The following is a 14,623-nucleotide window of genomic DNA, read 5'->3' on the forward strand; positions in this document are numbered from 1 at the left end:
TATGGATATAAATTTTAAATAGATTTATTAAAAAGAAGATATCAAAATAATGTTTAATAATTTGTAAAAAGCAGATTCACTTATGTGAGTCTGCTTTTTTATATAGGATAAGTATATAAAAAATTATAATTAATAATAGAGCTAGTCTAGTAATATATTATAAATAATATATTTTTTGAAAAAGATAAAAAGAAGTTATAACAGATTTAATATTTGAATTAATTTGATATAGTTTTTTATTTTTAGAGCTATTTAAGATTTTGATAGTATGAATAATTGTATGATAAAATATAAAAAATACATTTATAAAATATTTAATTATTAGAATATATAAGCTTATAGGATATAAATTTAAAAGTGAAAGAGGTGATTTTTTATGAAAGAAATAGTTCTTGCAGGTGGATGTTTTTGGGGTATTGAAGAATTTTTTTCAAGAATAAATGGAGTGGTTGATACAGAAGTTGCTTATGTTAATGGAAGAACTGAAAATCCTACTTATGAAGAGATATGTTATGGAAATACAAACTATGCAGAAGCTTGTCTTATTAAATATGATGAAAATATAATTTCTCTTGAAGAAATATTAAATAAATTTTGGTCAGTAATAAATCCAACATCATTAAATAAACAGGGGAATGATGTTGGAAGTCAATATAGAACAGGAATTTATTATTTAGATCCATTAGATTTAATTATTATAAATAAAAGTAAAGAAGAGATTCAAAAACAATATGATAGACCTGTTGTAACAGAGGTAAAATTACTTGAAAAATATTATAAAGCTGAGGAATATCATCAAAAATATTTAAAGAAAAATCCTAAAGGTTATTGTCATATAAAATTAGATTAGTTTGTAAGAGGTAAATTTATTTTACCTCTTATTTTTTAAAACTTAGTTAAGTTTTTTAAAATAATTAAAAGAATAATAAAAACAACTGGCGAAATAATAAGAAATGTAGTAAAGATATAAATATAGTGATTTACTAAGCTGTGTTTTCAATATTATAAGGGGTGATATTATGAAAAAAAGTAGGATATATTATTTAGTTGGATTACCATGTAAAGAGAAAGATGATTATATAAAAGAAAATTCAGATAAAAGTGTTTTAATATCATTTAATAATATAAAGAAAGAATTATATGGTGATGAAAAAAGAAAAATAGATAGAGAAAAAATAATTGAGGAGATGGCAAAGAAATCTAAATTATATCTAGAAGATGGCATGGATGTATTATATGAGTATGGAGATATAAATTCTAAGAAAAGACAAAAGTTTTTAAGTGATTTTAATGATGTAGAAAAGATATGTATTTATTTTGCATGTGATATAGATGATAGTTTAGCTTTTAATAGTAATAGTGAAAAGAAGTTTTCAAGAGATTCTATGAGCAAAATTTTTAAAAATCTACAAATACCAATGTACCATGAAGGCTGGGATGAAATAAAAATTATAAGAGATATTAAAGAAAGAGAAAATAAAGAAATTAAAACTAGTAACTTAACCTATGATGATTATATAAATGAATTAAAGAAAAATGAAAGTTTTTCAAAAGCAATAGGCTTTAATCAGGATAATCCTTATCATAGCCATGATGTTGGAACACATATGTATTATGTATATAAATATGTAAGTGAAATTGCGGATGATGAAGATTTAATTATAGCTGCTATGTTCCATGATACAGGAAAGCCTTATTGTAAGGAATTCAATGGTAAATATGCTAGATATATAGGACATGAAAATGTATCTGCTCAATTAGTAATTAATTATTTAATGGATTTAAACTTTGAAAAAGAAAGAATTTTAGATATAGCTACTTTAGTTCAATTGCATATGAGAATGCTTAATTTAAGAGGTAGTGAAAAAGGTAAAGAGAAGTTAATTAAAAATATAGGGATAGATAGATTTAGAAAATTAGAATTATTATATAGTGCTGATACGAAGGCAAAATAGATATAGGTATATGGTTTAGAAAGTATTAATTATCTTATATTATGATTAAAAGTAAAATTTTGATTATAATATAAGATTTTTTTATTTGTAAATTAATTATTGTGTCTAAAGAAATAATTAATAATCTAACGATATACTATTATTACATATTATGTTAAAATTAAGAAGATGTTAATGTATTGAAACTATGCTAGTTTAATTTTTTAGGAGGAAATATATTGCAAAAAAAGTATTATGAATTAATTGTAAATTTATTTGTTAAGGAAGATATCCATAGAACTGATTGTGGAGAAAAATTAAGTAAACTTATAAATTTTTCAATGGAAAAAGATAAATATTTAAAAGAAATTCATATAAGGAAGAATTCCTTTAAAGGATACAGTTTTTCACATTTATACCCTATTGAGCAAGATGGAATTTATAAACAAAATGATATTTACAGAATAATGATTAGAACATATGATAAAAAAATGGTAGATACATTTAAAGTAGCTCTAATTAAAACAGAAACTGAAGAATTTGCTGTAGTAGGAATTGATATAAAAATATATACACATAGAAAAATAGATAAATTATTTAATATAACCCCAGCAGTAGCAACTATAAGAGATAAAAATAATAAATCTATAAGCTGGAGTGCAAATAATTATAGTGATGATATTATAAATGATGCTATATGGAATAATTTAATTAAGAAGTATAAGTATTTTAATAATCTTGATTCAAATATAGAAAAAAATGATGTTATTTCTTATATAAAAAGAAAGAATGATGTGGCTATGATTATTAATTACAAGGGGATTAAACTGCTTGGATATAAATTTGAGGTAGGTATAAAAGATAATGTATTAGCTCAAGATATTGGGAACTTTGCTAGTGTTTTAGGTATTTTAGAAAAGGGGAGTAGTTTAGGAGCAGGATTTGTTAAAGCAAATTATATAAGGTAGGTGAAGCTGTTGTTAAGAGAACTTATAGATAATATAGGAATAGATATCATCAATAAAACTATAGAAGAGGAGATGGTTATAAAAAATAGCATCTGTTTAAAAGTATCAGAAAAAGGTGAAATAGATGTTTTACAAGTAGATAAAAAAGAAACAATTAAAAATTTAGAATTAATAGATTGGGTTAAAAGAAGATTAGCATATGTGGAATGGATAGATAAAAATAAAGCTATTTGTCCTAGAGGGATAGGAGCAAGAGGAATAACAAGTGTATCTAAATATTCTATAATTTTTAATTATGATGCATTTATTAAAAAGATAGATGATAGAAAAAAGAAAGGTCTTGATGAATTAAGTATAAATGAAATCTTAAAACTTTCAGTTTTAGATTATATGCAAAAATTAGAGGCTGAGAATGAATATTTAAATAAAAATATAGATTCTATTTTAGATGTTCTTTCTAAATACGATTGCAAGAAGAAGAAAATTATTATTTTTTTAGATAAGAGTGTAGAAGAATATAAAATAGAATATGAAAAATATTTAGAAAAAAGATTATTTGATGATATAAGAGATAAACCAGCAAAAAAAATAATAGATGAGACTTTTAAAGGTTTAGTTGGAAGATATAGTGGCTTTACTACTGTAAATGATGATAAGCCATTGCTTAATAATATAGGTGGAAGAGTTAAGGAAATAGATCTATATACAAAAGAAGATGTTATAAATATTTTTAATTTAAAAAGATATCTTCAAATTGCTGCAAAAACAAAAAATAAATATAATAATATCTTTCTAGAGTTTAACCCTAAAGATAAGGAAGTACTTAATTATGAACAAGATCCTTATAGATTTGATAGTGAAAATTATAATTTAAAAGACGAGATTAATTTAAATAGATATATATTAATAGAGGATATTTTATCTAGTGGAATAAAAGCAGAGCAACTTACTAATTATTCAAAGTTAATAGAAAGTATAAATGCTTACGTAGATTTTAGTTTAACTGTATTAGATAAAAATAATACAAAAAAGAAGCTTATATATTATAGATTTAATAAAGTAATTAAAGAATCTATATTTGACGAAATAGAGAAAAAGCCAAAGTTTTATATAGTAGATAAAGAGGCTTTTAAATATAATTTAGACAAAATTATAGATAGTATTATTGATTATAACAGCTTAGAAAAATCAAATGATGAATATGCATTTTTTAAGATGAAAAAAATTATAAACTTTAAAATATGTATAGAAGATTATTTTTATAATGATGGAGGGAGAGAAAGGGTGAAAAATATACAAAAAGTAATCAAAGAAAAGATTAAAAATTATAAAGATGGATTAGAGTTTGAAAATAATAATGAAATTATGTATTTAGCAGGACAACTTGCAAATTACTTAGTTAGTAAAAGTAAGGCTACAACAAAAACTAATAAGCTTATAGGAGCTTACCATAAGGCTAATAGTTATGAGAGAATAATAACTTTACTTAAAAATTCTATGGATAAGTATGGGTATGATATTAATCTTAATGGAAGAGAAAATATAATTTTTGCACAGTTATTATTAAATATGAAGTCTTCAGGTATGCTTACAAATGAAGATAAAAAGTATTTCTTAATTGGTTTATATGATAAAAATATATTTTATATAAAACTAAAAGAAAATAATAAATAAGATTTAAAGGGTAAAGGAGAAATTATAAATGAAAAAAAATATGGTTTATGGGCTTATAGGAATAAGTGTTAAGAATGGAAATTACAATGCATCTTTTGATAAATCGCCAAAGCAAAATTCACTAGGTGAAATATATGCATCACCTCAATCTTTAGGTTTTGCTATAAAACATCAACTTGAAAAAGATGGATATAAAATATTATATAAGAGAAGTGTTGGAGAAGAAGGAGTTAGAAATTTAAAAGAATCATTTGAATCTAAGACAGGACAAGAATTAAAAAATAAAATAACAGAAAATGAAGTTAAATCAATATTATTTAAAGAATTTATGGATATAAGACAATTTGGATGTACTTTTGCCTTATCGCCAAACTTTGGAATAATGGGAGCAAATCAAATAGGCTTTGGTCATAATAAATATGCAGAGACAGAAGAAATAATAAGTGAACTTTTAGCTCCTTTTTCAGCAGATAATAATAAGAAAAAAGAAAAATCTAACGAAGATGATGAAAAACTAAAAAATAATACTTTAGGAGAACAAGTTTTAGTAGATGAAGCACATTATTTTCACAGTATTGTTATAAATCCATATGAATATGAACAATATGTTGGTGTTATTGATGGCTTTGAGGGATATACGCAAGAAGATTATAAAGCGTTTAAAGATGCTTCAATGATTGCAGTTTCAAATTATAATTCAAAATCTAAAACTGGTTGTCAAAATTCATTTGCCTTATATATAGAAACTAAAGATGATATAAAAAATAAAATTAATTTAAATGCTCTAGATAGATATGTAAAGGTATATAAGGAAGAAAAAATAATATATGATATTGGAGATTTATCTGCAATAGTAAATGATCTTAAAGAAAGTATTAAGAGTGTAGAGCTTTATTATAACCCTTATATTGTAGAGCTGAAACATAATATAGAAGATGTTAAGCTATTTAATATAATAACTAAAAAGGAATTATAAAATATGAAAGTATTAAAATTTGATATTGGAGGACAAAATGCATTTTTTAAAAATCCAGAGCTTAATATAGCTTTAGAAGTCACTTATGAACATATTCCTAAGACAACAATTTTAGGGATACTTGGAGCGATTATAGGATTAAAAGGAAGAATGCAAGAAAGAGAGCTTGGATATATAGAGTGGTGGAAAGAGCTAAAAGATGTAAAAGTTGCAATAGTACCTTTTCAATCTAAATTTAGAAAGTTTATTGATAAAAGTACTAATGCTACAGGATTTGCAAATAAGGATGGTATGAATCAAATAATAACAAGACAATATTTAGAGAACCCTAAATGGACTATTTTTATACAGTCACAAAATATTAAAAAAGAATTATGGGATAAATTAGTTTCAAATTTAAAAGAGTATACTAGTGAATATCCTATATATTTAGGGCAAACATCACATAGAGCTATCATAGAAAATGTAGAGTTTATAGATATTGATATGATAGATAACTATGAAGAAATAGAGCATTGTGAGAGTATACTTAAGTACTCTGATATATATGAAGTTGAAAATGAGAAATATGATGAAGCTAAAGATAGGATTTTTAAAAGAATAGATTATATGCCTATTGCTTTAAATGAATTAAGTATGTATAAGATAGAAAAGTTTGTATTAACAAATTGCTATATTTCAGTGAATAATGGTATCTTTTGCAGATACAAAGATTTAATTATAAGCTTTATATAGAGTTTTAGTGTCAATAATTAATATATGATATTTAATTTATAGATAAATATAAAGGAGATATAGTAAATGTATTTAAGTAGACCAGGTGAAAAATTAGAGGATCATGAAAATAGAGTAATAAAAAATTTTTCTATTTTAGAATCTAAAAAAGAAAGTAAAACTATACTAAAAAACTTATTAAATAGGATTTTAGAAGAAAATAAAATGCAAGAATATTATAGTATAGTGCAGAATTTAATAGAAGATATTATATCTATGCATGATTATGGAAAAAGAAATCCTTATTTTCAAGCTTACTTAGGAAATGAGGAATTTAAAAGTTATGATTATAATAAAGTGAATGAACAACATTCAATTATATCAGCCTATTATTTTTTAGAAAAATATAAAGCTTTAATTGATGAACATTTCAAAAAAACATTAAATAAAAATAAAAGAGAAATAAGAGCAGCATATAAAAAATTAATTTGTATATCTTCATTTATTATAGCTAAACATCATGGAGCTATTGATAAATGTAATGTTAAAGAGTTATTTGAAAAAATTGAAAATCTTAATATAGAATATGAAAAAGCTTTTTATTTAGGATTTAATAAACAAATTTTAGACTTCTATGAAGATATAATATATGAATTTAAAGATGAATTTAATTTAAGTATTTTTATAAAGTATATGTTCTCAGTTTTGGTTACATGTGATTATATGGCAGTATATGAATTTAGTAATGGAAGAGAATTTAAATTAAATCTTATAGATGATATAAAAAAGAGTGAGTTCGTAAATAGATTTGAAAATAATAATATAGTTAAGGGAATTAGGGAATTTTCGAAGGGAAATATTAATTTAAATACTTTAAATAAATATAGATCTGAGATGTTTTTAGAAAGTGAAAAAAACTTAATTAAGAATTTAGATGAAAATTTATTTTATTTAGAAGCTCCGACTGGTTCAGGAAAAAGTATTACAAGTTTAAATCTTTCTTTAAATCTTATAAATGATAAATATAATAAAATTTACTATATAGCTCCATTTATAAATATTATAGAACAAACTTATAAGGATGTTAAATCATTTATAAGTAATGATATTAAAGATGTGGCACTAATAAGCTCTAAGGAAGAAATTATAGTTAGTGATATAATTAAAGAGTTTAAAGATGAAGATGATAAAATAGATGATTTAGAAGAGTTATATGAAAAAGATTATATGGACAACCTTTTTATTAATTATCCTTTTTCAGTTCTTAGTCATGTTAAGTTATTTGATATATTATTTTCTCCTAAAAGAAGACATTCATTAATGATGAGTTTATTATCTAATAGTGTAATTATAATAGATGAACTTCAAAGCTATAGGAATAAATTATGGATACCAATAATTAATTTTTTAAAAAAGTATTCAGATATTCTTAATATAAAAGTTATTATGATGAGTGCAACTCTTCCTAAATTAGATGTACTTTTAGAAGAAAAGTATGAAATAAAAAATCTTATAGATAGAAGAGACTATTATTACGAATTTTTTAAAACTAGAGTAGATTCAGATTTCTCCTTGCTTGATAAGGAAAATACTCTTGATACTTTATATGAAAAGGTAGAGGAGATTTCAGGTGTTGAAGGAAAAGGAAGAATTCTTATAGGAACTATAAAAACTAAAACTTGTGATGAAATATATAATTATATGAAGAGATATAGAGATAAAGGATTTGAAGTTTATCAGATAAAGGGAAATACATCTAATGTAAAGAAGCAAAGTATAATTTCTAAATTAAAAAAGTTTAATGGTAATGATAAATCAGATTATATATTAAAAAAAGTAATATTAGTAGCAACTCAGTGTGTTGAAGCTGGGGTTGATATAGATATGAATATTGGATTTAAAAATATAGCTATATTTGATGCTGATGAACAATTTTGTGGAAGAATAGAAAGAAACTTTAGAAATAAGGGAAAGGTATACTTTTATAAAGTTGATGAGCAAGAAAAAGTATATGATGAAGACTATAGAATTATAAGAACTTTAGAGGATAAAGAGTGTAGAGAAAGATTTGAAACTAAAGAATTTGATAAACTGTACGAAGAAATTTATATAAGTTTAAAAAAGAAGGAAATAAAAAATTATAATGAATTAAAAAAGTTATTAAGAGAATTAAATTTTATTAAGGTTTATAATAATATGAAACTTATAACACAAGAGCTTAAAAAAGATTTATTAATTAAATGTAGATATAAATATAAAGAAAGTGGAGAGGTTGTCGACTCTGCTGAGCTTATAGAAGAATATATAAAAATAAAAGAAGATAAAAAAATATCATATGCAGAAAAACAAATAAAATTAAGTAAATTTAGAAAAGCTTTTGATCCATTTATATATTCAATAAATTTATATGATATTGATAAAGTAGATGTGATAGATAGAATATCTAATTGGAACATAGTTGAAAATGCTTATGGCTATTTTGATTTAGATGAAAATGGGTGTGTAACAGAGGATAGTGAATTAAATTTAGAAGCACTTTTTTCAAATAGTGATATATTTTAAATTTACCAGGTGATTTCTAAAAAGTATTGAAAATACTAGGTTCTTTAAAATGATGTATCGCTGGTAAAAAATTTGAGAAGTTAAGTAAATAAGCTGTTTAGAGTATATATTAATTTTCACAGATGGCTATTTTACTATTGTTAATCATTAATATGAGATATTTTATAAGTTAACTTTTTTATTTTTTTTACAAGTTCTTTTTGTCGTTAATCATTAATATGAGATATTTTATAAGCATTTAGAAAGACCTGCTGCAATATAACTAGCTGCGTTAATCATTAATATGAGATATTTTATAAGACTATAGAAAACAATGTTATAGAAGCTAAAATTAAGTTAATCATTAATATGAGATATTTTATAAGATTGATGGTTCTCTTAATATAAGAAAGAATAAACAGTTAATCATTAATATGAGATATTTTATAAGTTAAGTAACATTTTTCTTAATTCTGATGTTTTTAGAGTTAATCATTAATATGAGATATTTTATAAGATAATATTATAAAGTAAATTAATAGGGGTGATTGAAGTTAATCATTAATATGAGATATTTTATAAGACACTTTTTTAAAAAATAATTTGTTTTTAATTTAAGTTAATCATTAATATGAGATATTTTATAAGGCGAACCAAACAGATCCTCTTATTAATTTTTCTTTAGTTAATCATTAATATGAGATATTTTATAAGTTATATTTATGTTTTACATACCTACTTCTCTTTATATGTTAATCATTAATATGAGATATTTTATAAGAACTCTTTGCTCTTTCTTCTATTAACTTTAATCATAGTTAATCATTAATATGAGATATTTTATAAGTTACCAGTTTTAAAGTTTTCATAATTTTGCTTTGTTAATCATTAATATGAGATATTTTATAAGATATTTAAAATAATAGAAGAGGTATTAAGTAATACGTTAATCATTAATATGAGATATTTTATAAGCTATAATAAATAAATTGAAAAGTTAGGAGTATCTATGTTAATCATTAATATGAGATATTTTATAAGCCTCCTAATATTATTATAAACTCAAGTCCAAGGACTGTTAATCATTAATATGAGATATTTTATAAGGGTTATGATGCAATTCTTACAGGAGTACAAGGAGAAGTTAATCATTAATATGAGATATTTTATAAGTTAGGATTCCAAGTTCCAACTTGTCCAAAAATACTTCGTTAATCATTAATATGAGATATTTTATAAGCCACTAAATCTTTGCCATTGATTTGGTATTGCATTAGTTAATCATTAATATGAGATATTTTATAAGGATTTATTTGAACTTAATAATGATAATAAACCAGAGTTAATCATTAATATGAGATATTTTATAAGACGACTTAAAATACCTTTTTTCTATGCTAAGACAACGTTAATCATTAATATGAGATATTTTATAAGTGCATTAGTAGGACTATATGTAAAAAAGACAAGTCGTTAATCATTAATATGAGATATTTTATAAGCTTATATCACAAGGTAATGATTTTAATTTTAATTGGGTTAATCATTAATATGAGATATTTTATAAGCTATTAAAATTTGTTATTAACACAACTATACCCCGTTAATCATTAATATGAGATATTTTATAAGGAATCAATTATAGTAATAATATCCCCTAACTCATATGTTAATCATTAATATGAGATATTTTATAAGATTGCATTATACTTTTTATTTCCATCAATTTCAAAGTTAATCATTAATATGAGATATTTTATAAGAAAAATTGTAAATAAAAAAGATTTTGTAAGATGTCTGTTAATCATTAATATGAGATATTTTATAAGCCTGAAATGGGTAAATGTATTGAAATAAGTGATAGGTTAATCATTAATATGAGATATTTTATAAGCATTATAGTTCAAGGTGAGGAAGAAACATATAAAATGTTAATCATTAATATGAGATATTTTATAAGTAATCAGCTATGTCAAGGACTTCTTCAAGCTTCTGGTTAATCATTAATATGAGATATTTTATAAGCAAAGAACAAGGTGGGACAGATGAAAATGATTTAATGTTAATCATTAATATGAGATATTTTATAAGAAAATTATATCTGTTACTACTCTTCCAGTTTTCTTTGTTAATCATTAATATGAGATATTTTATAAGTTAGGAACTAAAGAAGTTAAATAACTTGATTCTTCTGTTAATCATTAATATGAGATATTTTATAAGTTTGTATTGAAAAATGAATATAATCTTTGAATTATTGTTAATCATTAATATGAGATATTTTATAAGGCAAATGCATAGAATGAACCAAAATCTTTAAAGTCGTTAATCATTAATATGAGATATTTTATAAGAATATCCATATTAAAGGAACTAAAATAATATCTAAGTTAATCATTAATATGAGATATTTTATAAGTCTATTTTAAATCTTCTTCTTTCTACTCCATCTTGTTAATCATTAATATGAGATATTTTATAAGAATCGTGCTTCTTTTAGTTTTTTTATTAGCTGTTCGTTAATCATTAATATGAGATATTTTATAAGATGTCTCCAACAGCACAGATGATGGTACATAATGTAGTTAATCATTAATATGAGATATTTTATAAGGGAATTAATTCTTGATAAAGAAGAAAATCCCGAGGGTTAATCATTAATATGAGATATTTTATAAGAGAAGTGAGTAACGAATAAATTCTAAAGTACCTTTGTTAATCATTAATATGAGATATTTTATAAGTGGACAAGTTGGATTTTATAAAGATAAAAAACTTGGGTTAATCATTAATATGAGATATTTTATAAGCCTCCTAATATTATTATAAACTCAAGTCCAAGGACTGTTAATCATTAATATGAGATATTTTATAAGTTTCCAACATATAGGACTGGCACTTCAATTATAAATGTTAATCATTAATATGAGATATTTTATAAGAATAATATATTAGGAGTAGTAAAGGTATAAGCAGGGTTAATCATTAATATGAGATATTTTATAAGTTATTTCTCCTAGCAGAATATAAAAGCCCAATAGGGTTAATCATTAATATGAGATATTTTATAAGATATTTTTTATGCACATAGCCCCATAAAGCTATGTGTGTTAATCATTAATATGAGATATTTTATAAGACATTTTTTGTTTTTAAAATTGTATCGTAATATAAAGTTAATCATTAATATGAGATATTTTATAAGTCTCTTAATAAATTCTTATGATATCTTATAAAATTTGTTAATCATTAATATGAGATATTTTATAAGTGGTAATAACAATAATTTATGCTACGAGATAGATGCGTTAATCATTAATATGAGATATTTTATAAGTCTGTATATAATATAGTTGTTCCATCTCTAAAACCGTTAATCATTAATATGAGATATTTTATAAGGCTATAGTTATCCTTCCTTGCTTTAAGCACTCTTGAGTTAATCATTAATATGAGATATTTTATAAGTACTCCTATGGATTGGGATGATGATGGTGATTGCGGTTAATCATTAATATGAGATATTTTATAAGTTTTATACCAATAGTTTAATCTACCAGTTAATATATGTTAATCATTAATATGAGATATTTTATAAGTTTAAAAAATGGTTATATAAGCAGCGATAAACTGGAGTTAATCATTAATATGAGATATTTTATAAGTCTACTTTAATTTCTTTTGGAGATAGATCTGTATTAGTTAATCATTAATATGAGATATTTTATAAGTATAGTTTGATTTTAGCAAGAACAGGAAAGAGTTTAGTTAATCATTAATATGAGATATTTTATAAGTAGGCTAAAATAGGGTCTATCTTGGTGAATTCTTTCGTTAATCATTAATATGAGATATTTTATAAGTTTTCAAAGGAATGCCTTCTGTCTAATTTTGTAATGTTAATCATTAATATGAGATATTTTATAAGCCTTTTAAATACATATTGAATGACCTCCATTTACTTTGTTAATCATTAATATGAGATATTTTATAAGCAAAAGTCAGTTTCTAAACACTTCTTATTATCTTTGTTAATCATTAATATGAGATATTTTATAAGAGTCAAGTCTTTATGCGTGTTGATAAGGTTTTGAGGTTAATCATTAATATGAGATATTTTATAAGGAGCTTTGCAAAAGGATATGGAGTGAGAATGTTAGGGTTAATCATTAATATGAGATATTTTATAAGAAGTATTTATTTCTGTTTATCTACTGGACTTACTAGAGTTAATCATTAATATGAGATATTTTATAAGAATAGAGAGTTACAAGTATAGAATAGCCGATTTAAAGTTAATCATTAATATGAGATATTTTATAAGATTAGAAGAATTATATGTAATAATTGAGAAAAGAGAGTTAATCATTAATATGAGATATTTTATAAGCAGGCTTTCAACGAATTTTTAAAACTTAGATATAAAGGTTAATCATTAATATGAGATATTTTATAAGAATTTTTAAGGTGGAGGAATAAAAATGAAAAATAAAGTTAATCATTAATATGAGATATTTTATAAGAAAGATATATTCCAATCGCTTGTTTCAGCTGGAGTGTTAATCATTAATATGAGATATTTTATAAGGGATTAAATCCTATAGAGGCTAATATTGAATTTGAGTTAATCATTAATATGAGATATTTTATAAGAATTTTAAATACATTCTTTTTCTATCCATTTTTATTGTTAATCATTAATATGAGATATTTTATAAGCTAAACTATAACAAAAATTAGCTTGTGTTTTACCGTGTTAATCATTAATATGAGATATTTTATAAGATGATTATATATCTAGGTTTAATAGTATAATAAAATGTTAATCATTAATATGAGATATTTTATAAGTTTACCTCTTCGTCTGTTAAAATTATTTCCCTGTGGTTAATCATTAATATGAGATATTTTATAAGTCAACAATATTTAAATTAGTTTTATTAGGCAGCATAGTTAATCATTAATATGAGATATTTTATAAGTCTTCTACAAGCTTATCTTGTTCATCCCACCTTTTGTTAATCATTAATATGAAATATTTTATATATTGATTAAAAATTTTTATAAGAATATAAGCTATCTTTTAAAATTAACTTAAATTAGAATATAAGATTTTAATAAGTATAAATATATTATTATATGTTAAGACTTAAGAATAATAATTAATATATAATATTTTATAAAATGGAATCAAAGTTTATTGTTACAGTTAATAGTTAATATTTAATATTTTAGAAATTATATTTATATAATTTCTTTTTTTATGTATAAAAATAATTAACTTAGTTAAAATTTAGATATATGTATATTTAGGAGGGATTATGGAGGTAAATGGTACATTAATTAATTATTTTTTTCATTGTAAGAAACAATGTTGGTTACATGGAAATAGAGTTAATTTAGAAAGTAATAGTGAAGATGTTAAGATAGGTAAAGCTTTACATGAAGTTAATAAGGAAAAATATAAAAATACTGAATTAAAGATTGATAATATAAGAGTAGATAAGCTTACTAGTAAATATTTAGTTGAAGTAAAAAAATCTGATTCTGATTATGACGCTGTTAAGTGGCAAGTTTTATTTTATCTTAAAAAATTAAGGGAAAAAGGAATTGAAAGAAAAGGGAAAATAGAATTTATAGAAAAAAACAAAAAGGACAAAAAAGTTTATTATGAAGAATTAACTGAGTTAGAAAATAAAAAACTTGAGGAGATAATAGAGAATATAAAGTATCTATTAAGTAAAGAAGAGCCTCCAATAGTTAGTTTTGAAAATAAGTGTAAGAAATGTTCTTACTATGAATATTGTTATATATAA

At 22.5% G+C, this 14,623-nt stretch carries 8 protein-coding genes and 1 CRISPR repeat array; all 8 genes read left to right on the forward strand.

The window, feature by feature from the left end; all coding sequences use genetic code 11:
- Positions 1-376: 376 nt before the first annotated feature.
- The 8 genes from msrA (at position 377) to BN8917_RS01115 (ending at position 14,623) form a co-directional block, all read left to right on the forward strand.
- A complete protein-coding gene (gene msrA, locus BN8917_RS01080) occupies positions 377-850 on the forward strand; it encodes a peptide-methionine (S)-S-oxide reductase MsrA (RefSeq protein ID WP_066869387.1) in 474 nt (157 codons plus the stop codon).
- A gap of 169 nt (positions 851-1,019) precedes the next feature.
- The gene (locus tag BN8917_RS01085) at positions 1,020-1,955 is read left to right on the forward strand and encodes an HD domain-containing protein (protein ID WP_066869390.1); all 936 of its coding nucleotides are present in this window, start codon (positions 1,020-1,022) and stop codon (positions 1,953-1,955) included.
- Positions 1,956-2,173: 218 nt separating this feature from the next.
- On the forward strand, positions 2,174-2,902 hold the full coding sequence (locus tag BN8917_RS01090; RefSeq protein ID WP_066869393.1) for a CRISPR-associated endoribonuclease Cas6: 729 nt from the start codon (positions 2,174-2,176) through the stop codon (positions 2,900-2,902).
- Positions 2,903-4,576, forward strand: a complete 1,674-nt coding sequence (locus tag BN8917_RS01095) for a hypothetical protein (RefSeq protein ID WP_207644753.1) — start codon at positions 2,903-2,905, stop codon at positions 4,574-4,576. It begins immediately after the preceding gene.
- A 28-nt stretch (positions 4,577-4,604) separates the two neighbouring features.
- A complete protein-coding gene (locus BN8917_RS01100; protein ID WP_066869398.1) occupies positions 4,605-5,552 on the forward strand; it encodes a type I CRISPR-associated protein Cas7 in 948 nt (315 codons plus the stop codon).
- 3 nt (positions 5,553-5,555) lie between these two features.
- Positions 5,556-6,287, forward strand: a complete 732-nt coding sequence (cas5, locus tag BN8917_RS01105) for a CRISPR-associated protein Cas5 (protein ID WP_066869400.1) — start codon at positions 5,556-5,558, stop codon at positions 6,285-6,287.
- 66 nt (positions 6,288-6,353) lie between these two features.
- A complete protein-coding gene (locus tag BN8917_RS01110) occupies positions 6,354-8,828 on the forward strand; it encodes a CRISPR-associated helicase/endonuclease Cas3 (protein ID WP_066869403.1) in 2,475 nt (824 codons plus the stop codon).
- 139 nt (positions 8,829-8,967) lie between these two features.
- Positions 8,968-13,854: a CRISPR direct-repeat array (repeat unit 30 nt; unit sequence GTTAATCATTAATATGAGATATTTTATAAG).
- 274 nt (positions 13,855-14,128) lie between these two features.
- Positions 14,129-14,623, forward strand: coding sequence for a CRISPR-associated protein Cas4 (locus BN8917_RS01115; protein WP_066869406.1), 495 nt, complete (start codon positions 14,129-14,131; stop codon positions 14,621-14,623).

It is taken from the genome of Clostridium mediterraneense, from assembly GCF_900091705.1.
Lineage (GTDB): Bacteria > Bacillota > Clostridia > Clostridiales > Clostridiaceae > Sarcina > Sarcina mediterraneense.